Source organism: Fretibacter rubidus (genome assembly GCF_041429785.1).
In the GTDB taxonomy this organism is placed as follows: Bacteria; Pseudomonadota; Alphaproteobacteria; order Caulobacterales; family Maricaulaceae; genus Fretibacter; species Fretibacter rubidus.
In genome coordinates this window covers 3,367,092-3,390,784 of sequence record NZ_CP163423.1, presented here as the reverse complement: position 1 = coordinate 3,390,784, position 23,693 = coordinate 3,367,092, and the positions used below count along the sequence as shown (strand labels likewise).

Annotated in this window: 16 protein-coding genes; 6 read left to right on the top strand and 10 right to left on the bottom strand. The window is 50.7% G+C overall.

What is annotated here, in order from left to right:
• Window position 1: 1 nt before the first annotated feature.
• The 4 genes from AB6B37_RS15635 to uxaC form a co-directional block, all read right to left on the bottom strand.
• Window positions 2–2,446 carry a glycoside hydrolase family 2 TIM barrel-domain containing protein gene (locus tag AB6B37_RS15635; protein WP_371396783.1) on the bottom strand — a complete coding sequence of 815 codons (2,445 nt, stop codon included), beginning with the start codon at window positions 2,444–2,446 and terminating at the stop codon, window positions 2–4.
• Window positions 2,447–2,484: 38 nt separating this feature from the next.
• Window positions 2,485–3,693 carry a D-mannonate dehydratase ManD gene (gene manD, locus AB6B37_RS15630; RefSeq protein WP_371396782.1) on the bottom strand — a complete coding sequence of 403 codons (1,209 nt, stop codon included), beginning with the start codon at window positions 3,691–3,693 and terminating at the stop codon, window positions 2,485–2,487.
• Window positions 3,694–3,797: 104 nt separating this feature from the next.
• Window positions 3,798–5,258: a mannitol dehydrogenase family protein gene (locus AB6B37_RS15625; protein WP_371396781.1), complete on the bottom strand. Its 1,461-nt coding sequence runs from the start codon at window positions 5,256–5,258 to the stop codon at window positions 3,798–3,800.
• Window positions 5,259–6,743 (bottom strand): glucuronate isomerase, encoded by a 1,485-nt coding sequence (gene uxaC, locus AB6B37_RS15620; protein WP_371396780.1) that lies wholly within the window; start codon window positions 6,741–6,743, stop codon window positions 5,259–5,261.
• A 200-nt stretch (window positions 6,744–6,943) separates the two neighbouring features.
• On the opposite strand from uxaC, the gene AB6B37_RS15615 reads away from it, so the two are divergent.
• Complete coding sequence (locus tag AB6B37_RS15615; RefSeq protein ID WP_371396779.1) at window positions 6,944–7,693, top strand: FadR/GntR family transcriptional regulator; 750 nt, start codon at window positions 6,944–6,946, stop codon at window positions 7,691–7,693.
• Here AB6B37_RS15615 and kduD read toward each other — a convergent pair.
• Entirely contained in the window at window positions 7,690–8,457 is a 768-nt protein-coding gene (gene kduD / locus AB6B37_RS15610) for a 2-dehydro-3-deoxy-D-gluconate 5-dehydrogenase KduD (protein ID WP_371396778.1), read from the bottom strand. The two genes, AB6B37_RS15615 and kduD, sit on opposite strands and share 4 nt — an antisense overlap.
• Before the next feature lie 39 nt (window positions 8,458–8,496).
• Window positions 8,497–9,690, bottom strand: a complete 1,194-nt coding sequence (locus AB6B37_RS15605) for a glycoside hydrolase family 105 protein (RefSeq protein ID WP_371396777.1) — start codon at window positions 9,688–9,690, stop codon at window positions 8,497–8,499.
• Window positions 9,691–9,850: 160 nt separating this feature from the next.
• Between AB6B37_RS15605 and AB6B37_RS15600 the strand changes: the two genes are divergently transcribed.
• From AB6B37_RS15600 to AB6B37_RS15590, 3 genes are all read left to right on the top strand, one after another.
• The gene (locus AB6B37_RS15600; protein ID WP_371396776.1) at window positions 9,851–10,801 is read left to right on the top strand and encodes a DUF4861 family protein; all 951 of its coding nucleotides are present in this window, start codon (window positions 9,851–9,853) and stop codon (window positions 10,799–10,801) included.
• A 50-nt stretch (window positions 10,802–10,851) separates the two neighbouring features.
• A complete protein-coding gene (gene kduI, locus AB6B37_RS15595) occupies window positions 10,852–11,682 on the top strand; it encodes a 5-dehydro-4-deoxy-D-glucuronate isomerase (RefSeq protein ID WP_371396775.1) in 831 nt (276 codons plus the stop codon).
• 339 nt (window positions 11,683–12,021) lie between these two features.
• Window positions 12,022–13,518, top strand: coding sequence for a DegT/DnrJ/EryC1/StrS family aminotransferase (locus AB6B37_RS15590; protein ID WP_371396774.1), 1,497 nt, complete (start codon window positions 12,022–12,024; stop codon window positions 13,516–13,518).
• Between the two features lie 26 nt (window positions 13,519–13,544).
• Here AB6B37_RS15590 and AB6B37_RS15585 read toward each other — a convergent pair whose 3' ends face one another.
• The 3 genes from AB6B37_RS15585 to AB6B37_RS15575 form a co-directional block, all read right to left on the bottom strand.
• Entirely contained in the window at window positions 13,545–16,760 is a 3,216-nt protein-coding gene (locus AB6B37_RS15585; RefSeq protein WP_371396773.1) for an efflux RND transporter permease subunit, read from the bottom strand.
• 3 nt (window positions 16,761–16,763) lie between these two features.
• A complete protein-coding gene (locus AB6B37_RS15580; protein ID WP_371396772.1) occupies window positions 16,764–17,852 on the bottom strand; it encodes an efflux RND transporter periplasmic adaptor subunit in 1,089 nt (362 codons plus the stop codon).
• Window positions 17,853–17,961: 109 nt separating this feature from the next.
• Window positions 17,962–19,392: an efflux transporter outer membrane subunit gene (locus AB6B37_RS15575; protein WP_371396771.1), complete on the bottom strand. Its 1,431-nt coding sequence runs from the start codon at window positions 19,390–19,392 to the stop codon at window positions 17,962–17,964.
• A 230-nt stretch (window positions 19,393–19,622) separates the two neighbouring features.
• Here AB6B37_RS15575 and AB6B37_RS15570 point away from each other — a divergent pair, with 230 nt between their 5' ends.
• Complete coding sequence (locus AB6B37_RS15570; protein WP_371396770.1) at window positions 19,623–21,368, top strand: ABC transporter ATP-binding protein; 1,746 nt, start codon at window positions 19,623–19,625, stop codon at window positions 21,366–21,368.
• Window positions 21,369–21,618: 250 nt separating this feature from the next.
• Entirely contained in the window at window positions 21,619–22,155 is a 537-nt protein-coding gene (locus tag AB6B37_RS15565; RefSeq protein WP_371396769.1) for a phage tail protein, read from the top strand.
• Between the two features lie 97 nt (window positions 22,156–22,252).
• Here AB6B37_RS15565 and AB6B37_RS15560 read toward each other — a convergent pair whose 3' ends face one another.
• Window positions 22,253–23,242 carry a JmjC domain-containing protein gene (locus tag AB6B37_RS15560; protein WP_371396768.1) on the bottom strand — a complete coding sequence of 330 codons (990 nt, stop codon included), beginning with the start codon at window positions 23,240–23,242 and terminating at the stop codon, window positions 22,253–22,255.
• Window positions 23,243–23,693 lie beyond the last annotated feature (451 nt).

The window sequence follows — 23,693 nt, the reverse complement described above, 5'->3', positions numbered from 1 at the left end:
CTTAGTGTCCTGTTCCGGGAACCGTGATATAAAACCCGCGGTAATCTTGGGTTTGGATGTTCACGACGCTATCAGTTTTTCCAGGATACATGATGATGGATGATATGCCGCTGGCAAATTCGCGAGTTTGGCTACCCGTCGGTGTGCCTTGGTTCATCAGGAACTCGCCCCCACCATCAATGGTGAAATAACCCCGATCATTCATAGATGTGACGCGCAACCCGTTTCTATCCTGGGCCTCGGCAAATATTGTATAGCTGCCGTCATCATTGGGATTGGCGGTCAGGACAATATCAACCATCTTGCCGGCTTTTTTGGTTGTGTAGGTCAGGTCATAACCATGCTGCGCTACAACCGCGCCGTCTCTATTAAAGCCGTCGACAGAGAGCGTGTTATCCCCCTCTGTAAAGACCACGTCCCATGTCAGGCCGGAGGCTGGATATTGCGTGATATCGCGGGTCTTCTTACCCAAAGGCTCGCCGTTTAACGACAGTTCCGCGCTATCAGTATTACAAAAGACGGAAATAGTTTTCGCCTCGCCTTTATCACCCTCCCGGTAATTCCAGCTTGGGCTTTCAATCCAACACGTCGGGTCTTTGGACCAATAGCTGGCAAAGACGTGATAGACGTCTTTCTTCACCCCGTCGCGCTGCACGAGGCCTTTCATATTGACAAAAGGAAGCGGGTTTTCGGGCCGGATAGGCGTGCCGAAATCTTTAAAGGCCCATTGCGCAGAACCCGCGAAATCAGGGTCAGTCTCTGATATACGCAAATACCAGTCAAACAAATCAATCATATAGGACATGTCCCAAACTTTGGATTTGGCCACGGATGTGACGCCCGTTTGGTTGACCGCTTCGGCCACAGAGCCGAGATTAGCGGGGTCAGATGTGCCGTAGCGTCCAAAGGGTTGCTCCAGAAAGCGGCCGACATGAGAGCTACCGCCATATTCCATATGCAGCAGATAGGGGTGTTCTGCGCGCGCGGCTTTTATTGCCTCTTCATATTGCACGTAGCCGCCGCCGTACCAGCCCGCCCAGATGGACGGCGAATAGACGTCAATAATATCGGCGCCTTCTGGAAATTTACGAATTGTCGTGAGGCGGCCAGGATCCATTTCTTTGGCAATATCGTGCAGCAGTTGCAGTTCTTCCGCAACGCGAGCTTTGTCTCCGCCGCCCGGCGCGTCAGGCAACCAATACATTTCATTACCAAGTGACCAGAGGAAGACAGAGGCGCGATTGTAATTTTGCGCAATCATAGAGCGCGTCATCTCTTGCGTGTTTTTACGCCAATCTGCCCCGCCGACGCCGCCGCGGTTCCACGGCACTTCGTCATAGAGGATGATGCCAAGCTCATCCGCTGTATCGTAAATCACGGGGTCGTGAGAATAATGCCCAAGGCGCACAAAATTCGCGCCGAGCTCTTTTATCATGGTTAGATCTTTGACGCGTTGCTCATCCGTCATGGCAGATGCCATACCCGCGTGACCTTCGTGCAAATGCGTGCCGCGTAACAGCAGCCGTTCACCATTTAAAAAGAACGGCCCGTTTTCTTTAAACTCAAACCACCGCAGGCCAAAGGTATCTTCATATGTGTCAAGAACATTGCCGTCTGCATCAAGCGCTTGGGTCTCAAACCGGTAAATATTTGGTGTGTCAGGATGCCAAAGTTGTGGGTTCTCAATAGAAAAGCTGAGGCCTTCACCCTCATCCACAACGTCGCCATTAGGCGCCAAGATTGTTGTCGCAAAGCTGCTTGCTTCGCCGCCGTCCATGATAGGGTTTAGCGTGACGAGTGCCCGCTCTGCATTGACATCAGTGTTTACTCGCACTTGTTCTAAAAATACATCAGGACGCGTGACGACAAAGACATCGCGCGTTAGACCGCCGTATTGGAAAAAGTCTGCTTTTTGGCTGGGCACAATGTCAAAATCCACGCCATTATCGACGCGTACCATGATAGTGTTTTCGCCGTCTTTAACCTGTTCAGTCATCTCGATGTCAAAGGCTGTATAGCCGCCAATATGGCTGCCCGCTTTCTGGCCATTGACATAAATATCAGCCCGCATTTGCGCGGCTTCGAAATGGAGGAAATAACGCTCGTCCGCCTTGACCGATAGATCAACCACCTTTTGGTACCAAGATGCGTCGCGGCGGTAGCCTGTGATAACATCGGTTGTGTCATCAACGTTCCAGCTATGGGGAACATCAACGCGGCTCCATGCCGCCATGTCGCTCGCGACTTTCACGTCGGTCGCTGGGTTTTCAAGATAAAACCAATTGGCCGAAATTTGCTGGCGAGGCTGGGTTATTGCAACAGATGTCGCCGACACATCAGCCGTAACAGCGCTAGCGCCGCCAGACAGCGTTACCACTTGGCAGGCCCCCAAAGTTAGCCCCAAACCCAAAAGCGATGCGGTCATTAAAAGTTTAAAATGTGTCATTTTAAATCCTGTCTTTGAGCGGGGTCTTTGCGCGCGGGCTACCAGTTAAACATAGAGCCGTCTTCAAGACGGTTCACAGGCAGGTAAGCGCGTTCATAGGGATATTTCGCGGCGAGTTTTTCGTCGATATCGACGCCGTGACCCGGTGTGTCGCCGGGGTAAAGATATCCGTCTTTAAAGGTGTAAGCATGAGGGAACACCGCGTCCGTTTTTTCCGTGTGACGCATATATTCCTGCACACCGAAATTATAAATCGCCGTGTCCAAATGCAAGGCTGCACCCATACAGACAGGCGATAGATCCGTCGCCCCGTGGGAGCCAGAGCGCACATGATGGAGGCTCGCAAATTCAAATATTTTCTTTAAATGCGAGATACCGCCCGCATGGACAACGGTGCTGCGGATATAATCAATCAAGCCTTCTTCGATGAGTTTCTTACAATCCCATATCGAATTAAACACCTCACCGACAGCCAGCGGCGTCGTCGTGTGCTGGCGGATCATGCGAAAGGCTTCTTGGTTTTCAGCGGGCACCGTATCCTCTAGCCAGAACAGATTATACGGCTCTAACGACTTGCCGACTTTGGCGGCTTCTTGCGGGGTTAAGCGGTGATGGGCATCGTGCAAAAGGTGAATATCAAAGCCGAATTTATCGCGCAGATGATCAAATAGCTTTGGGATATGATTGATATATTTCGACGTGCTCCAGATATTTTCCGTAGGCAAATCGCCGTCCGCAGGCTCGTAATACATTTTGTCTTTTGACACGCCATAAGTCGATGACAGCCCTGGAATACCTGTTTGCGCGCGAATGGCTTTATAGCCCAAATCCAGATATTTTGCGACCTCGTCAGTGGTCTCGCTAATGTCGCGGCCATTGGCATGACCATAGACCATGACACCGTCACGCGATTTCCCGCCCAGTAATTCATACAGCGGCATATTGGCCGCCTTGGCTTTGATATCCCAAAGGGCTGTGTCAATCGCAGCAATCGCCGTCATCGTCACCGCCCCACGACGCCAATAACAGCCGCGGTATAAATACTGCCAAATATCTTCAATCCGGCCGGCCTCTTTGCCGATAAGGCAGGGCGCGACGTGATCTTTTAGATAGCTGGCAACAGACAATTCACGACCGTTGAGAGTCGCGTCACCAATGCCGTAAATCCCCGCGTCAGTTTCGATTTTAACCGTCACAAAGTTTCTGTCGGGACAGGTGACAATGACTTTTATATTTGTAATTTTCATAATGGAGACCGTTTCTTTGTCTTATCGATATATGAGTTGTAGCGGGTTTATGGGGGCGGGTTTATGGGGGCGGGTTTATGGGGGCGGGTTTACGGAGTCCGGGTTTACGGGTTAAGGATTGATTGAGCGGCGTTGATAACACCATCATCAGCAATCGCTTTTGCGGCATGAATAATGCTAGCGCGAACATCGGCATGCTCAGCGAGCTTTTTGGGAATGACGGCCTCTATCTTTAAAAAAGCATCGGCGTAGTTGGCGGCGTCCAATTCAGACGACGGGAGCAGTGTTATATTGTGCGTCAGATAACCATCGGTCGGCGGATTGCCTGCCGCGCGCCTTTGGCGGTTAAATTCTATCCACGCGGCGACGACAAAACAGGCCCGTGTCGCGACATGGCCCGTGTTCATATGATGCTCTATGACAGGGAAAATTCGCGCGGGAATTTTCTGTGAGCCGTCATGCGAGATTTGTTCTAGCAAATGGACAATATTGGGATTTTCAAATCGCGCTATAATCTGGCTCCAATAACCGCTCAGTGACAGCCCCTTCGGCGCCTCAATTGTAGGTATCGTTTCGGATGGTATCAGCGCGTCAACAAAGTCGCGCAAGGTCGGGTTACTAATCGCGTCCTCGACACTGACCTCCCCCGCCAGCAGCCCTAAATACGTCAGCGTGCTATGCGCGCCGTTTAAAATTCGAAGCTTGGTCATCTCAAAACTGTGAACATCAGAGGTCACGGTCGCACCCGCCGCTTCCCAATCAGGACGGTGCTCTGGCAGATTGTCTTCAATTACCCATTGAGAGAACGCCTCGCGCTGCACGGGGGCCGCGTCATGCAGACCCGTCGCTACTGAGACAGCCTCAATCACGCCGTCATCAGTGGCAGGCGTGATGCTATCAACCATGGTGTTGGGAAAGCGCACATGGCCGGTAATATAATCAGCCAACGGTCCGTCAATGAGGGCCGCAAATTCTGTCACAACCGTTTTTAATTTATCGCCATTACTGGGCAGATTGTCACAAGAAATTAGCGTCAGCGGAGGGACGGCCGCCGCGCGGCGAAGCCGGCAAGCCTCGACCAGATAACCAATGGCAGAGCTTGGGTTTCGCGGTGACTCTACGTCTTTTGCAATACCCGCATTATCTACATCTAAATGCCCATTACCCAACAAGGCATAGCCCTTTTCTGTAATGGTCATGGTCACAATGCTGACATCGGGATGGGATAATTTAGCCAAGACATAATCAGGGTCATCTTTGGCGCAGACCACTTCTTTGACGCTGCCAATGATTCGGTTGCTGGGCGATTTATCGCGCAGCGTTAATGTGTAAAGACCGTCCTGCGGGCTAAGCGCTTCGGCCATACCGCGACTGTTCAGCGACACGCCGCATATGCCCCAATCCCCGCCGGACACCGCCATAGCGTCGTCTGTATAGACCGCTTGGTGTGCGCGGTGAAAGGCACCGGGACCCAGATGCACAATGCCGACTTTAACCGCCGCACGGTCATATTGAGGCTTTGCAGCCTTGGCTGTGCTCAGCGTTTGATTAGATAGCCGCGTCATCTAAGCAGACTTTTCCTGAGCGCTTTGGCCCTGAGCGCTTTGGCCTTGCACGCTTTTACGCGGCAAGTTTAAATTATAAGCATCCCGCGCCAGATTATAGGTCAGGTCCACGAGGATACGCTTGGCTTCATCCAACGTGATTTTATGCTCGCAGACCAATTGGCTAAGATAAACACAATCCATACGACGGGCCACATCGTGACGCGCAGGAATAGAGAGGAACGCGCGCGTATCATCGTTAAATCCGGCGGTATTATAAAATCCTGCCGTCTCTGTGACTTGGTCGCGAAAACGCATCATGCCATTGGGACTATCGTGGAACCACCACGGCGGGCCGAGTTTCAGACACGGGTAATGCCCCGCTAGGGTCGCCAACTCGCGCGCGTAATTACTTTCGTCTAATGTGAACAAAATCACTTTTAGGCGCGGATCATTGCCGTGTTTCGCGAGCAGCGGTTGGAGCGCCTCGGTATAATGAATAGCGGTCGGAATATCCGCGCCTTTATCCGCACCGAAGCGTTCATAAAGCTTGGTATTATGATTGCGGTAACTGCCGGGATGGATTTGCATAACCATGCCGTCTTCCACGCTCATACCTGCCATTTCGGTCAGCATTTGCGCCCGAAATAATTCGCAATCCGCCTCTGTCGCCTCACCTGATAAACACAGGCTCAGCAGGGTTTGGCATTCTACGGCAGATAAATCCGCCGTTTGCGCGGTGGGGTGTCCGTGGTCAGTCGCCGTTGCGCGACCTGCCTCGCGGAAATATTGGCGGCGGATGCGCAACGCGTCCAGATAGCCTGACCAGTCTTGCGTATTGCAATCGGTCAACTCCCCCAGCTTTTTTAGATTAACCGCAAACTCTGGCTTTGACGCATCAATGACGTCGTCGGGACGAAATGTTGTTATGACGCGGTCTTCATAGCCTGACCCCACCATAGCCCTATGATGGGATAAATCATCCAATGCGCCTTCGGTAGTCGCGATCAGCGCAATATTAAACTTATCGAGCAAAGCGCGCGGTTTAAAGGCGTCGCTGGCCAAGGCTGCATCAATGACGTCATAAATCGCGTCTGCGCTTGTCTCGCTCAGCGGGGTCTTAATACCGAAAACCTCTGACAGGACATGATCCCACCAGATGCGCGACGGTGTGCCCGCAAACAAGTAATAATAGCGTGCAAAGGTTTTCCAGACCTTGCGCGGATCTGTTTCATAATCACCGCCGTCTTTGGGCTTTAGACCCAAATCTTCCATCGACACGCCTTGGCTGTAAAGCATACGCAGGACATAGTGATCGGGAATAATAAATAGTTCCGTCGGGTTGCTGAAATTTGCGTTACCCGCAAACCAGCGCGGATCGGTATGGCCGTGCGGGCTAATGATTGGGAAGTCTTTCACACCATTATAGAGGTCACGACATATATCGCGTTGTGTAGATGAAATGGGGAAAAGGCGGTCAGGGTGTAAAAATGATGTCTCAGCCATGATGTATCCCGTAATCTAAATCGCCCGCCATATGCAATGACTGCGCCCGCTTTATGGCCCAAACATATAAATTGGACAAGCCAATATTAACAGATGTGTTAAATTGGTCATATTGATTTGAACTATTGCTAAGAAATATAGTCGTATTTTTGACAAACTGCGCTAAAAAGGCCTAGGGTCAAAATTAAAAAGGACCACTCGTGAAAGCCCAACGTCTTTATAAAAGTGTCGCAGATAGCTTATTAGCTGTCATTGACTCTGGCCAATTTAAGGTCGGTGACCGCCTGCCCGCAGAGCGGGACCTTGCGGCGCAATATAAGGTCAGCCGCCCGACCATGCGCGAAGCTGTTATTGCCTTGGAAATTGCGGGTCGTGTCGAGGTCCGCAAGGGCTCTGGTGTTTATGTCATCGAGCAAGAGCATAGCGGCGTAAAATCACTTGATCTTGACGTCGGCCCCTTTGAGCTTACCGAAGCGCGTATGTTAATCGAAGGTGAAGCTGCAGGGCTTGCTGCGACATTAATTTCCGAGGACGAAATCGCGGAACTCGAAACAATTATTGAAAAAATGAAACGCGAGAATGAGAGCGATGACGGTGAAGAGCTTGCTGATAAGGCCTTTCACATGCTTATCGCGCGCGCAACACGCAACGGCGCGATTGAAACCATCATCGAAGATTTATGGACGCTCCGCGACCGATCCGAGCTGACGCAAACGATGTATGAAACTGTACGTATGGTTGGCGTAAAGCCCAGCATTGATGAGCATATCGCCATCTTTGAAGCCTTAAAAGCTAAAGATCCCATCAAAGCCCGCGCCGCAATGCGCACGCATTTATCACGCGTTATCGATACCATGTTTGAAGCCACAGAAATTGAAGCCTTTGAAGCGGTCAAGCGCCGCGTATCCGAGGACCGCAAACGGTTTAAGCTTTTACTGAAAACAGGTTAGCGCGCCATCCAGCCGCCGTCGACCGTCAGAATATGACCGTTGACATAATTAGATGCGGGAGATGCCAGAAATACAGCCGCGCCTGCAATGTCTTTCGCATCGCCCCAACGGCCTGTTGGAATCCGCGCAAGGATCGCTGTGTTACGCTCTGGATTGGCGCGCAAGGCGGCTGTGTTATCCGTCGCGATGTAGCCCGGCGCAATGGCGTTGACTTGTACGCCTGATGCCGCCCATTCATTCGCCAATGCTTTGGTCAATTGCGATACGCCGCCTTTGCTGGCCGCGTAAGCGGGCACAGTAATGCCGCCTTGGAATGACAGCAGCGAGGCGATATTGATAATCTTGCCCTCACCTGCCGCGACCATATGTTTGCCGATACCACGGCAAAATTGAAACACACCGTTCAGATTCGTATTAATCACCGCGTTCCAATCCTCGTCCGAGTAATCTGTCGCGGGCGCACGGCGTATGGTGCCCGCATTATTGACCAGAATATCAACCTTTGGCACCGCCGCATAAGCGGCCTCCACCGCCGCTTTTATGGCATCTGGCGAAGATTGATCACAGCCCAGCGCATGGGCGTCACGGCCCAAAGCTTTGACCTGCGCCACAGTTTCAGCCGCGTTTTCCGCACGGGACGCCACAGCGATAACATCCGCTCCTGCCCCCGCGAGGCCAATAGCAATCGCTTGGCCAATCCCGCGGCTCGCCCCTGTGACCAGCGCCGTTTTTCCAGACAGGTCAAAAGAAATAGAAGATGACATAGGAGGCTCCGATTAAAGGGGTGGCGGCGTGATTAAGCTCTATTTCAAATGGCCCGCAGCGTGAAGGTCGAGCATGGACTCGCCCGCCAGCAAAAATGCGCCCGCACCGTAAAACTGCGTCTCATTGGCCGAAACCTTGTCAGGCGCATAGCCGACTTGCTGCACCCATCCCATCATACCCGTATCCATGACAGAGTCGTTAAGCGCCGCCCACCCTTTTCGAATGGCGGGCATATATGTGTCCGCATCAAGCGTCCCATTGGCAACGCCCCAGCCAAGACCCGCAATGAAAAAGGCTGTGCCGCTGCTCTCAGGCACAGGATATAAATGTCCCGCCTCTAATGAGACGGGCCAGTAACCATTCTCCGCTTGCACCTCAATCAATTTTGCCGACATCGTTTTATAAAGCTCGATATAACGGTCGCGCGACGGATGATCCATGGGAAGATCGTCAATGACATCGGTCAGACCAGACAACACCCAGCCATTACCGCGGCTCCAATATATTTTCTCGCCTGTTTCTTCACGGCGCTCAAAAAAACGGCTGTCGCGCAGGAACAATCCCGCATCTTCGTCAAACAGATAGTCCGTTGTAATCCAGAACTCTTTGTCGGAAAATTCTAGATATTTATCATCACCCGTAATCTTGGTCAGCTTTGTCCAGACGGGCGGGCCCATGAACAGCGCATCCGCCCAGCACCACCGTTTCAAGCATTCTTTATAATAGCCCTCTTCCGTGCCGTCAGGACCAAAGTCCAGCGACACATCAGACGGGTTCGCCAGAATTTGATCAAAGACATCCTGCGTCGGCTTAATCATGGCCGGGTCTTTATAACGGTCATGCAAAATGAAATAATATTGTCCGACCACATGATCATCAGCGTGATAAATGCGGTCTTCCAAACGGTAGCCTTGTTCTTCCGCAAAGTTTTTCAAATAAGCTAAATAGGCATCGTTATCCGTGCGCACACCCCAGTCGGCGAGGCCCTTTAAAAATGTGCCCTGTATCCAGCCGCGTTTTTCACGAGAGCGGTCTTGGAAACTGGGGACATAATCTTCAAAATTGTCTATATGGGCCAACTGCCAATCGGCAACACCGTTGGTGACAGTGATGATATTATCTTTTGCAAAAATATCAGAGGCGATAGTCTCGCTGGGCGTATTGGGCGTATCCTGTGACGGTTGACACGCCGTCATAGAGACCGTCGTTAGGCCAAGGATAGCCGTTAACATTCCGCACTTTACTAGCCGTGAGAATGACAGCTGTGTCTTCAAATGTCCCATGGTCACAATCCCCTGATAGTATAATTGGTCAGATAAACATGACAGCATTAATAATTTTGGTCAAACAGATTATATTGCATCATGCGCGCAATTTCTCTAAGCTCTGGCTATGACCATATTTATCCAAAAAACTTGCCTTTATTCTGCCCTCGTCGTGGCGGCTTTATCCATAGCGGCCTGTGGACAGACAGCGCCTGATAAGACGGCCACTGATATGACTGAGCAAACTTCCACCGTTGACCGCGCTAGCGCCGATATTGGCGATCTGCGCAACGGCGGCGTTCAAGTGACGCGCATCAATATGCCCGAGCAGTTCGAGCGCGGCGAAAAGATTGTCGCCTATGAAGGCCCAGGGTGGGAATCAGACAAAGTTGGCTTTCGCCTCTATCTGGACGAGCGTAATGCGCTGGATATTTTTGGCAAGAAAACAGACGCCATTGTGCTATCCACCGTTGGGCGCGGCAATGACTATCACGCCATGGCCGATTGGGGCATGGACATTCTAAAAGTTGGTAATTCCCTGGGCGCGGGCGGCTTTGGCATCTTTAAAGATGGTGAGGTCGTGCAAATCGGCGAAGCGGCAGGCTATAGCGCCGAAGTAAGCACAGACAACAATGACAGTGCCGCTGTTGTCGTCACCCATAGCCAATCAATAGCCTGCGGCGGTGACGTGCGCGCGCAATATAGCATCGAGGCAGGAGAGCGGATAAGCCGCGTCAGCGTGCGCGGTGATTGCAACTATCCCTATGCGGCGGGCATGATCATTCACCCCGATACGCAAGAGATGACCTCATCAAGCCCAGGAGACTGGCAATATATCGCGCGTTACGGAGAGCAGAGTTTAATCCCCGACGGGCTGGGTATGGCGCTGTTTTACAAAGCATCCGATGTGGCGCGTGTTGGCAAAGACAATGACGACCATTACATTGTGTTCAAAGACAATGTGTCGCCCAATTATTATACTGCCGCCGCTTGGAGCCAAGAGAAAGGCGGCCTAAAAGACGCCGCAGAATTTGCGTCTTGGCTAGACACAACACAAAGAACATTAAACGCACAATAAAGGCCCCGCCACTTTAATCCTAATTTTTAAAAGACTGAAAAGAGACCCCTATGGAAATCCGTTACTCAGCCGACATCGTCCGCTACAAAACTATGACCAATTCAGAATTGCGCGACACATTCGTTGTCAGCACATTATGGACAGCTGACGAAGTGCCGCTGGTTTATTCCGATATTGACCGCGGCGTTGTGGGATCGGCTGTGCCCGTCACAAAGACCCTGACCGTGCCGACCCATAAAGATTTGGCCTCTGATTATTTTGCGCAACGCCGCGAAGTGGGCGTGATCAATATTGGCGGCCACGGCAGTATCAAAGTTGACGGTGTCGATTATGACATGGAAAATCTCGATAGCCTTTATATTGGGCGCGAGTCTAAGGGGATTGAGTTCTCAAGCCATGACGGCAAAAATCCCGCCAAATTTTACTTCGTCAGCTACCCGGCCCATGTGCGTTACGAGACGCAGCACATTAAAAAATCCCAAGCCAATCAGCTGCATTTAGGCGCAAATGAGACCAGTAATAAGCGCACAATATTCCAACCCATTCATCCAGCGATCCTCAAGACCTGCCAAATTGTTATGGGCTTTACCATCTTGGACTCAGGCAATGTTTGGAACACCTTCCCGCCGCATACTCATAAACGCCGGTCTGAATATTACATGTATTTCGACCTACCCGAAGATCAGCGCGTGTTCCATTTCATGGGCGAAGCCGACAATATGCGCCCCATGATTATGAAAGCAGGCGAAGTGGCCCTCTCTCCCATATGGTCTATGCACTGCGGGGCAGGCACGTCGTCTTATACCTTTATTTGGTCTATGGGCGGAGAGAACCAAGTCTTTGACGATATGGACCATATTAGCCAAGACGATATTGGCTAATGACGGTTTACATTGGGGTCTAAAAGTCGGCTTTATATTGACTATATTCACCCCGTAAACAGCTATAAAGCATGATTAAAACGCCCTAATCGGGGCGTTTTTTCTTTATATTATCGATTACCCTACCCTCATCCATTTCTGTTTTAAACTCTGGTTCCGCATAATTGCATTGTCACCTAGAGGTCAGAATGAAGACAGCACAATTAATATCACCACGCCATTTGCGGCCACAAAGCCCGCGCCCCGTGAACACAATATGCCAAGCGTTATTTGCGCTGCAAAGCCGCGTCAAACTCTGTTCGCCAACAGGCGCATTACGTCAGACACCGCGGGTTTGATATGAACACCCAAACCTCACTCGACTACGGTATTCCTGTTTTTGATAATCAGACAGTGTTGGATTTTGATCCTTCAAATGCTGATCCGGCTAGCGCATTGTTCTTGTCATTATTTGCGCAATTGGCCCCATTGGATGCATCGATATCTTATGGAGCGTTAGATACATTAGTTGAACAAGGCGGCAGCATCCACCATGGACCCATGGGGCAGTTTAACCAACAAATTGCTGAGGCGGCAGCCGTGCCTTTTGCCCGTATCGGGTTCATGGGAACTTCATCTGTCAATGAAAGCGCGCTTGGACACGTTATGCCGCAGCTTACCAAGGCAGGGGACAAAAGCGTCGTCTTACTAGATTCTGCTGCCCATACATCGCTGCTGGCTGCGATCGCCATTAGCGGGCAAACGGTTGTCTGGTTAAACCGCCGCTATGATGCGGACCTAGATGTCCAAAACGTACCAACAGCTTGCGCGATTGAGGCGGCTTTGCGCCTTAACCCCGCGATTGAAACCGTTGCAATCACTAGCCCTGATTATAATGGCTGTGTTGCCGATATTGCGGCGATTTCAAAGGTCTGTGAAAGACATAAGGCGTTTTTATATGTCGACGGCGCATGGGGTGTGGGATGCGGCATTATTGAAGGCTATCCCGCAAATCCTGTGACCTTGGGCGCAACAGCCGCTAGCGTTTCTTTTCACAAGAAAGGCATTGGCCTATCCCAGACGTCTTGCCTGTATAGCCGCAACGCCGCTTTTACGACGCATTATGACAGCCAAAGCCTTGATCATTTCACAACTAGCCCATCATATCTGGCGCTGGGTTTCGCCCAAGTCATGCATACAGAATTAACCCACGGCGAGGTCGGGGATGATTGGGCGCGAATTCCAGATTTGCATAAAAGCCTTGCCGCGCGCACTGCTGATATTCACCCTAAAATATGGGTGTTAGGGCCGCAAGATTCTGGAGCTCAAACGGCAGACCCTAGCCATTTGCTATTTTATCTTGGCGACATTGGTATCAGCGGATTTGATATGGTGAGCGCTATGGCCCAGTTGGGATATGATTGCGAGAAGGGCACATTTAAAACACTCCTAATTTTGCTATCGCCTTCGCTGTTGGGTCAAGAAGAGGCATTAATTAAGGCCCTGCACCGCAGTGTTAAAACCTGCTTGAACCGAAAAATGGTGACTAACCATCAGACGCTGAGAGCCATTAATCCCCCCGTTTTAAAAAACAGTTCTGTCACTATCCGCAACGCAAAACGTGGACGAAGCCATAACGTGCCGCTTAAAACCGCCTGCGGTCATATCTGCGCAGTCAGCATCGCCGTCTATCCACCAGGGACACCCATTTTGGCCCCGGGGAGCCGTATTGAGACATCACATCTCACTTATTTATATACTATGCAGCGCATGGGTGGCCACGTCAGCGGCATTGATATGACGACCGAAGAACCGGTGATAGCTGTGTTAAAGCCGTCTTTGAGTGCGGTCCCATAAGAGGGAGCGCCACATTTAAACAGACTTTATTCCGCTGGTGACGGTTGCCCAGACGAGGTCGGGGTCGGGGTCGGGGTCGGCGTAGGCGTTGCTTCCGGATTATCAGCATCAGGCGTTTTATCCATTTCCTCGTTTAAACGATTAGCCACATCTTGGGGTGACCCTGTCCCGCGCGCAATCAGGGCGTAAGCTGTCGGTACAAATAACACAGTGACAAGAGCGGCCGCCACGACACCAAAGATTATCACAACCCCGATTGCAGCACGGGTTTCTGATCCCGCGCCACTAGAGGTGATAAGCGGGATGGCGCCTGCCGCCGTCGTTAAGCCCGTCATGATAATCGGGCGGAACCGTGTCATAGCCGCTTCTTTAATGGCTTTGTCAAATTCCACGCCTTCGTCGCGCAATTGATTGGCAAATTCGACAATCAAAATACCGTTCTTTGCCGCAAGACCGACCAGCATAATCAAGCCGATTTGAGTGTAGATATTCAGTGAATTACCCGTCAACCAAAGCCCCAAAAGGCCGCCCGCAACAGTGGCAGGGACGCACAGCATAATAATAATGGGATGACGATAGCTTTCAAATTGCGCCGCCAGAACAAGGAATACAATCACAAGCCCCGTTCCAAAAACAAACAGGATTGAACTGCCCGAGTTTTTAAAGTCCAGCGATTGACCTTTAAAGTCTATCGTCGCTTCTTGGGGCAGCACCTCACGCGCTGTTGCTGTCATAGAGTTGAGGACTGTGCCGAGCGACGCTCCGTCCGCAAGGCCTGCTTCGATGGTAATCGCACGCACACGGTTATAACGGCTAAGCGTTGGGCTGTCTGCCATCGCGTTAATGTTAACCAGATTAGACAGCGGAATTAATTGCCCAGAACGATCGGATCGCACATAGATATTGGTTATATCATTGGGATTATTTTGCTCATTACGAAGACCTTCAAGGATGATGTCATATTCTTCGCCCTCATCAATATAGGTTGTAACACGTTTACTGCCGAGCATTGTTTGTAAGGTCGCACCAATACTATCCACTGTGACACCGAGGTCAGCGGCGCGTTTGTAGTTAATTTGAATACGGTATTGTGGTTGGGTTTCTTTATAATCCCAATCAATATCGACAAGGCCCGGATTATCAGCCTCTAGGGCCTGCACAAATGTATCTCTCCATTCGGTCAGACGTTCATAGGACGGCCCGCCCAGCACAAATTGCACAGGTTTCCCCGTACCCCCGCCGAGGCCTTGGCGCATAATCGCAAAGGCGCGAATGCCAGGCAGATCAGAGAGCCCGCGATTAATCTCATTGATAATCTCTTGGGCGGGGCGTCGCGCGCTCCAATCATTAAGGACAACGATAACGGCCCCGCGGTTAAATGTGGCCCCACCGCCAAAGCCTGGTGCACGCAACAAAAGACGATTAACTTCATCCGTGCCGCCCTCACTTTCGGGAAGGGTATAAGGTAAAAGACGGCGTTCAATTTCGTCCATATAGCGTTCCATATAACTATAAGACGCGCCTTGCGGTCCGCGAACAGCAACGAAAAATCCGCCGCGGTCCTCAGTCGGAACATATTCTTGTTGGATATTATTCACGCCGTAAACCGCCCCGCCCAGCAGGCCAAGCAACACAATACCAACCATAAGCGGGCGTTTTATCAAACGGTCAATGACCCAGCCGTAACCGCCTGACACATAAGAAAATCCTTTATCCACCGCACGCGGCAAAGCGGCGAGCCCACCTGTACGGCCTTTGTTTTTCATACGGATGAGTTTGGACGCCAGCATCGGGGTGAGCGTCAAAGCTAGCAAGCTAGAGAATACGACGGCCGCGGCAATGGTCAGGGCAAATTCGCGGAACAAGCGCCCGATGTCGCCTTGCAAAAATGTGATTGGCACAAATACAGCGACCAAGACCAAGGTTGTGGCGACAACAGCAAAACCCACTTGGCGCGTGCCGCGGTAAGCCGCCACCAATGGCGTTTCGTCGTATTGATTGATACGCCGCACAATATTTTCAAGCACAACAATGGCGTCATCAACGACCAAGCCAATGGCCAGAACCAAGGCCAGTAATGTCAAAAGATTAACCGATAATCCCAAAGCAAAGAGAACAATAAAGGTCGCTGTAATGGAAATAGGGACAGTGATTGCGGGGATAATTGTCGCGCGCAAACTGCCTAAAAATAGGAAAATAACCAACGTCACCAACGCCACAGCAATAGCGAGCGTGATGTAAACTTCGCGAATAGAGGCAGAGATAAAGACTGAACTATCAAAACTGCGCGCAATAACAATACTGTCAGGGAGAGTTTCATTTAAACGATCAGCAAGCTCTCGCGCGGCATTGGCCACGTCGACTGTATTGGCGGTCGATTGTTTAATGATACCCAGGCCAACCATCGGCACACCGTTGCCGCGAAACATATTGCGGTCTTCTTCAGTCCCGCGCTCGACCCGGGCTATATCACCCAAACGCACGAGATAGCCGTCAGAGCCCTCCGCAATGACGAGTTGTTTAAAATCATCAGCAGAGCGAAACGCGCGGTCAATTCGCATTGTATAGCTACGTGTATCTGATTCTATACTGCCCGCTGGGGCTTCGATATTTTCAGAGCGCAACGCCCGTTCAATATCCGTCACAGTCAAATTTCGCGCGGCCATTTTTCGGCGGTCTAGCCAGACCCGCAGGGCATAATTGCGTGACCCGCCAACCCGTACACGCGCGACACCGTCAAGCGCTGAAAACCGGTCGACAAGATAACGGTCCGCATAATCAGACAGCTCTGGCACCGTCATCGACTCACTGGCAAGGTTCAGCCAGATGATAACGTCATCATTACTATCGGCTTTTTCGACCTCTGGCGGATCGGCTTCTTCGGGGAGATTATCAAGCACACCCGAAATGCGGTCACGAATATCATTGGCTGCCGCGTCAATATCTTGGTCGATGCCAAATTCAATACTAATGCGTGAGCGCCCGTCCGTGCTGGTCGAGTCCATAAAGCGAATGCCTTCGACGCCTGCGATACGATCTTCGATGATTTGAGTGATACGTGTTTCTACAATAGATGCAGACGCACCAGGATAGCGTGTATCAATGGAGACAATCGGCGCGTCAATATCGGGATATTCGCGCAAAGACAGACGGTCAAAGGCAATGATGCCAAAGATGATCATCACCAGTGAAATAACAGAGGCGAAAACCGGGCGTTTGACCGAAATATCTGATAGTATCATGGCTTAGCCCCCAGCAGAGGAACGATTGCCAGTCATGCCGCCACCAACGCGTGGTTTTAACATGTCTTTGCTTTCGATTTTAATTTCTGCGCCTTCACGAACACGAATAACGCCTTCTGTAATGACACGCTGCCCCGCCTCTAATCCGCTTATCACTTCGATATAGCCGTCTTGCAGGGCGCCAAGCTTGACCTCTATGCGTGTGGCTTTCGGGGCACCGTCTGAATTATCGACGATAAAAACAAAGCTGCGGGGGCCGACGGGCTGAACAGCTTCTTCAGGAATGGCAATGCGTGCACGCGGATCAGCGGTTAAGACGATTTCCATGAACATGCCCGCAATTAATTCGCGGTCTGGATTTGGTAATGTTGCGCGCACACGCACAGACCGCGTGACAGGGTCGATGGCATTATCGAGTGACGTAATCACGCCTTCAAACACAGAGCCCGGCAAATCATCCGTCGTCGCCCGCACAGCGGTTCCAGGCTTAAGGGCCCGTAGGAATGTTGACGGCACCGTAAACTCCAAATTCATTTCACTGTCATCAATCAGCCGCGCAACGACGTCACCCGGACGCACGTAAGACCCAACACTGACTTGGCGAAAACCCAGCACACCATCAAAGGGCGCCACAAGGACGCGGTCTTTTTGCCGGGACTGCACAGCCCTGAGCTGCGCTGTTGCCGCATCGAGATTACGCTGCGCTTCGTCCAATTCAGATTGCGAGACAGCTTTGCGCTCAATGAGACGCTGTATGCGGTCAAGTTGCCGTCTGGCTTCATCGGCATTGGCCTCTGCGCCTTCTGTAAGGGCGATTTGCTCGCGCTGGGCCAAGGACAACAATGTCTTACCTTTGCGAACGCGTTGTCCATCATCAAAATATAACGACTGAACACGGTCAGCCACATTCAAGGTCAAGTCCACAACTTCATTGGGCTCTAACGTGCCTAGCGCCTCAATACGTTGGGCGAAATCACGCTCCAAAGCGGGTTCTACAAAAACGCTAGCAGGCCCGCGCTGCGCAACAGCCTGCGTCCCCATGAGCATGGTAACAAGGGCAATCAGGGATAGGCATTTTAAAAGTCGTGTCATGGCGTTTCATTCGTTAAAATTAAGTCTGTATTATGTGTTATTATAAGTGAGCCGACCTTATTGCGCATTGTCCTGCATCACTGTGTCCTGCATCACTATATGTCGTAATTTACAACGTGCCCCCTAATTGACGATACGTTTCAATCGCCAATAAAGTTGTTTGTAGGTCGCTCTCGGCGAGTCTGTCCTCTGACTCTAGGACCGTGCGTTGCGCGTCTAGCACGTCTAAAAAGTCGTCCAAGCCCTCTTCAAAACGAAGTTTCGCCAAGCCCAACGCAGACCGTGCCGCCTCCACGGCGCGCACAAGATCACTGCGACGGCGTAATTCATTTTTATAAGCCGCCAAAGCAGTTTCAACATCAGATAGAGCCTGCAAAACGGTTTGCTCATAAACTGCATAGGCTAAATTGGTCTGCGCGTCGGCAATATCAATATCAGCCCGCACACGGCGCAGGTCGGGCCCGTCCCAGCTGAGTGTTGGCCCAATACCAAAACCGATGCCTATGCCCGTTGCGTTTCGGGCGCCAAGACCACTATCAAGCAATGTGCGGACATCGGCATTAAAGCTAATGACTGGGAACAGCCGCGCGCGCTCGACCTCTGATAAAGCTAATCGCCGCGCAATCTCTACCTCTGCCCTGCGAATATCGGGGCGGCGACGTAATAAATCAGACGGCTCGCCGAGCGCCATTGTCCCGCGCAGAACAGGCACGCGCCCCGTCACGGATTTAAGCGAGCGCAAAACGGTATCGGGCGCAGAGGCATTGCTGCCTGTCAAAACCGCAAGCCGCGCGACGGCCGCATCAATCGATGCGTCAAAGCGCGGTAAATTCGCGAGTGTCGTGCGGTATTGGGCTTCGGCGCGATTGACGTCCAGTTCCGTCGCGCGGCCATTTTCTAAAAGGTCATTAAGCAAGCTTAAGCTCTGAGCCTGAATATCGGCGTTGTCTTTCGCCACGGCGAGCCGTGTTTGCGCGCCGCGTAAATCAACATAGGCGCGCGCGGTTTCAGCCGCGATGACAACGGCAACATCACGGCGGGCTTGTTCAGCCGCCTCAACGGATAGCTCTGACGCCTTAATCGCCGCCTCAATACGGCCAAACAGATCATATTCCCAACTTGCGCCAATACCACCGCCGCCCGTCAGGCTTAGGTCTGTATTAAAAGCGTTGGGGCTGGCACTGCGCGCGGCACTTGCTGATGCTGAGGAGCCAACATTATAACCGCGCTCCAAAGACCCGCGTGATAATCCTGCGCGGGCAATATCAATATTTGCCTCGGCCACCGATAGCTGCTTATTCGCCCCCAGCGCGCGGGTGATAAGATCAGACAGCAAAGCATCGTCAAATTCTGTCCACCACTCACTCGGGAGTGGAAGCGGCGCTGCGGTCGCATTAAAAAACTGCGCTTGCGGCAGGCTCTCGCTCGAGGCCAAAACAGACGGCGCGGGTTGCGGCGGCACATCAATAGGCAAGCTCGCGCATGAACTTAGCATAATAGCGGCGGCGATTGCCGTATATGAAACAAGGCTGGACGTCATGAAGGGCTCATAAAACTGTAACGCCATTTAGGTAGTGGCGTATCAAGACTATCATACGGGTAGGTGCGACAAAATGTTTGTTTTATGTCTAAAATTTTAGGAAAGCTTCGGATAATTATCCGTCTGCCTAAAATAGGTGACGCGATTTAATATCTATCAATACCCATAAAACTCCAAGCTAGCTTTTCATGCGCCCCAGCCTTAGAAAGGACATCCAGACGGGGAATAGAATGGGCGCAATTCTAACGTATTTACGAATAATGTGGCAATTTTCGCCGCCTCGCACCGTGTTGTTTTTTACACTCCTGATTTTATCCAGCGTGACCGAAGGTGTTGGGTTGATTTTGCTTGTCCCACTACTCGGCGTTTTGCAAGATACAGGCAGTCCCCTAAGCGGGCCCGTGGCACATCTGGTCAGCGCCTTAAAATCACTTGGACTACCGCTGACCTTAACGGGATTATTGGGCGCATTTTTAGCGGTCACCGTTGTAAGGGCCGCCATCCAATATAGTCAGACGATAGTGTCCGAACATTTCCGCCTGACATTATTAGACGCGCTGCGCGCTAAAAGTTTTGATGCTGTTGTCGCGGCGCAGTGGCAATGGATTGCCAATAGCAAGCGCTCAGATCTATCCAATCTTTTAATCACTGAAATTGACCAAATCGGGAGTGGTTTGTTTTTCTCCATCCGCTTTCTTGTATCGACCCTGTCAATACTGGCCTATACGCTCGTCGCCTTTAGCTTGTCGCCGGGCCTTACCGCGATTGCCATTATACTAGGCGCTGTTTTATTATTCACCATGCGCGGCCAACATGAACGGGCGCAAAGGCTTGGCCGGATCACAAGCGACGCCAACAAACATGTGCAGCAAGTTATTGAAGAGGGACTAGCCGGATTAAAACTGACAAAAATTTTAGGGAATGAAGACCGGCATAGTCAATTGATGCTGGATATCAGAACGACGCTGCGTGACCGCACATTGGGCTTTGTAAAACTAAATGCTGCGACAGGATTTACCTTTCAAATTTTAGTCGCGACATGTGTTGTCCTGTTTTTGTATCTAGGCGCGCAGACTTTTGCCCTTCCGATTGCGACTTTACTCGTATTAATTGTTATCTTTGCCCGCCTCGCCCCACAGCTTCGGCATATCCAGACACACATCAATCAAATTTCTTTTTCGCAAGCGGCTTTTAATAATTTTAATGCACTTATGGCATCCACAGCCCGCAGCAGCGAAACCGTCGTAGATGAACCGCAGAGCCCGCCTTTATCCTTTGGCCGTGCAATCAGCCTGCGCGGTGTCACCTTCCGCTATGAAGGGCGAAAGGCATCGGTGTTAAATGATATTACAATCACCATTCCCTTTCAAAAGACAACGGCCATCATGGGAGCGTCAGGGTCCGGAAAATCCACTTTGGCCGATATCATCACCGGATTACTCAGCGCGGACACAGGGGACCTTTACATTGATGACGTCCTGCTAACCCCTGACAACCGTCTCGCCTGGCGGCGCTCTGTAGCTTATGTCGCGCAGGATGTTTTCATGTTTCATGACACCATCAGACAGAATTTGCTCTGGGCTGACGCCGCGGCCACAGATGATGATATACGCGTCGCGCTTCAAAAAGCCTCTGCTGATTTTGTCTTTAATCTGCCAGACGGTCTGGACACAATTGTCGGTGATAGTGGCATGCGCCTATCGGGCGGGGAACGTCAACGGATCGCGCTGGCCCGGGCTATGTTGCAAAAACCACTGCTGCTTATTTTAGACGAGGCCACCAGCGCGCTTGATGTGGAGAATGAGGCCCGTATTCGCCGCACGCTTGATACGCTGCATGGGGACCTGACGGTAATTGTGATTGGTCACCGTCTGCCAACCCTAGAGAATGCCGATCAATTAATTGTGCTTGAAAAGGGGCAGGTGAAATCCGCTGGTCAGTGGCATGACATCATGGGCCAACCAAACAAGCATTGACCAACTGGAAATAGCGTCATAAGGTGATAATGTTATATGACCAAAGTTTGTCATATCGGGGCGCACATATGAATTATTCTATTGTCAATGACGGGATTATTTTGGCTTAGGCCGAAGTCCATTTTTGCTTGTGTTTAATTCTGGCTATGAGGTTTTCTCATTATGAGATTATTCTCTGGGCTGTATGACCGATTGATTTCTCTGCGGACATTTAATTGTAACTTTTGTTTCATTATCCAAGGAGAAAAATATGGAACCCTTTTTAGGTCAAATTGTAATGTTTGGTGGCAATTTTGCCCCGCGCGGCTGGGCATTTTGTGATGGGCAATTACTTGCCATCTCAAGCAATACAGCGCTATTTTCAATTCTAGGCACCACTTATGGCGGCGATGGCCGCACAACCTTTGGCTTGCCAGATATGCGAGCACGCTCTCCGATGGGCGAGGGCAACGGTCCCGGAATTGGCACTAAAGCTCTTGGTCAAAAAGGCGGTCAAGAATCGACGACGTTGGCTGTGAATAATTTGCCGCCGCATAATCACAGCGTTGAATTAATCGCTGAAGGTAATGTCGGCAATACAGCCAACCCGACGAATGCCATGTTGTCTGTTTCAACCAATGGGGATAAAGTTTATGGTCCTGATACGGCGGCGGCCGAGGTTGCAATGAACCCGAAGTCGATTAAGCAACAGAGTGTTGGCAGCGGACAAAGCTTTTCTAACGAGTCGCCTTATTCAGTGGTGAATTTCATCATTGCATTACAAGGTGTTTTTCCAAGCCGCTCTTAATTGATAATTGCGGTTACGAAAACTTGATGTCTAATGCGGGACGAGGCCACTTTAGGTCTCGCCCCGTCTTTTCGCTTTATAAATCAGAAGAATGAAATCATAATTCATCATTATCTTCAGGCGTTGGCTCTAGGGTGGGCATTATGGACCGCACGCCTTTTTGTAGCATATAGGCTGCTGCGATTGATTTTGCTTCCGGGGAGGCCAGTGTCTCGGTCAGAAACCTTATTGCTTGATTGAGTGAGGCAGAGCGTTCAACGGCCCCGTCCTGATAACTGGAAAATGGCAGAGACGCACGAAACGTTTCATCCTCAGACATAACCACTTTTAACCAGTCAAGCACATCGACAGGCCTTGGCATAATCAACGTTACAGTCAGATGCAGTGACGGATTGTCGTCTAACAACCGCGGCCAATGCCACATACCGCGCGGGACATATAATACATCACCCGGTGTCAGTATAACCGTCTCATCTGCTGGCAATTTCGCTTGTGGGACAGATTTGCTTTTTGGAATGCCTGATATCGGATTGGTCACTCTATTCTGGTTCCAAAGCTGCCATTCTTTCTGCCCTTCGAGCTGTAATATGAAAACATCTTGCGGGTCGAAATGCGCGTCAAATGCGCTCGCATCACGTCCAGCACTGAAATAGGCATTGATTGATATTTGAGATTTGAAGTCTGGAAAAATTGATCGGCAATACGACTTAACCGAAGCAACAGCATTCTCAATCGCAACATAGACCATCGTGCCGCCGTGAAAGTCCTTGGCCAATTGGGCCGTGGAATGCGGCTCAACCCAAGTCGCTTTTTGCCTAAGAAAATAATCTAAGCTCTCTTGACGGTCACCCAAAGATTTTTGCAAATAGCGCAAACTCGGACTGCTAAGCTTTGCCTTATATAAGGCGTCTACGAAGTCAGCCTCAGTCATAATGGAGTGAAACCGACCGTGCCCTCCACCCTGAATTAAAATGGATTGCTTGTCCCAATAGTCTTTAAAAAAATGCTTTGCGTCTAGCGGATGAAGTAGTTCTGCAAGCGCAGTTGTGTGTTCAGCAGTGGTTTCATCAAAAACAAATTTTTGCAAAACCCACTCCCATAGACCGCCAATCAATGACTTACATCACAACTATGTCGCCTCGCTACTCGATAGCCGCGTAGTAAAGCACCACCAAATAGGGCACATAGGCTAACGCATCTGAGCGCGATAGCATATCTTAAAATTTAACCAAACAGATTAATATGATGCAGATGAAGTCTGCAATCTAACAAGATACGGAGAATTTAATATGATGCACGCTCTCAAAGCGACGTCACTATCAAAAAGGGTTTAGCTCCCCTGTAATATAGGATTAAATTCATTAGGGTCGGGGTTTGGTCCCGTCTGTGTATTTTTAACGTCTAAAATTTTAAGCTCTGGTTTGACGAATGGTTTTTTTTCGCCCGTATGCGTGTTTGAAGTGTGATTAGTCATGAATTTTGCCCCGTAAAGTTTGAGTTTACACTTTGTTGACAATAATCCTTATTTTGTACAAGTC

Bases quoted from the DNA above. Each gene is read 5' to 3' on its own strand.
- AB6B37_RS15635 (WP_371396783.1), bottom strand. From the start codon at position 2,446: ATGACACATTTTAAACTTTTAATGACCGCATCGCTTTTGGGTTTGGGG.
- manD (WP_371396782.1), bottom strand. From the start codon at position 3,693: ATGAAAATTACAAATATAAAAGTCATTGTCACCTGTCCCGACAGAAAC.
- AB6B37_RS15625 (WP_371396781.1), bottom strand. From the start codon at position 5,258: ATGACGCGGCTATCTAATCAAACGCTGAGCACAGCCAAGGCTGCAAAG.
- uxaC (WP_371396780.1), bottom strand. From the start codon at position 6,743: ATGGCTGAGACATCATTTTTACACCCTGACCGCCTTTTCCCCATTTCA.
- kduD (WP_371396778.1), bottom strand. From the start codon at position 8,457: ATGTCATCTTCTATTTCTTTTGACCTGTCTGGAAAAACGGCGCTGGTC.
- AB6B37_RS15605 (WP_371396777.1), bottom strand. From the start codon at position 9,690: ATGTTAACGGCTATCCTTGGCCTAACGACGGTCTCTATGACGGCGTGT.
- AB6B37_RS15600 (WP_371396776.1), top strand. From the start codon at position 9,851: ATGACCATATTTATCCAAAAAACTTGCCTTTATTCTGCCCTCGTCGTG.
- kduI (WP_371396775.1), top strand. From the start codon at position 10,852: ATGGAAATCCGTTACTCAGCCGACATCGTCCGCTACAAAACTATGACC.
- AB6B37_RS15590 (WP_371396774.1), top strand. From the start codon at position 12,022: ATGAACACCCAAACCTCACTCGACTACGGTATTCCTGTTTTTGATAAT.
- AB6B37_RS15585 (WP_371396773.1), bottom strand. From the start codon at position 16,760: ATGATACTATCAGATATTTCGGTCAAACGCCCGGTTTTCGCCTCTGTT.
- AB6B37_RS15580 (WP_371396772.1), bottom strand. From the start codon at position 17,852: ATGACACGACTTTTAAAATGCCTATCCCTGATTGCCCTTGTTACCATG.
- AB6B37_RS15575 (WP_371396771.1), bottom strand. From the start codon at position 19,392: ATGACGTCCAGCCTTGTTTCATATACGGCAATCGCCGCCGCTATTATG.
- AB6B37_RS15570 (WP_371396770.1), top strand. From the start codon at position 19,623: ATGGGCGCAATTCTAACGTATTTACGAATAATGTGGCAATTTTCGCCG.
- AB6B37_RS15565 (WP_371396769.1), top strand. From the start codon at position 21,619: ATGGAACCCTTTTTAGGTCAAATTGTAATGTTTGGTGGCAATTTTGCC.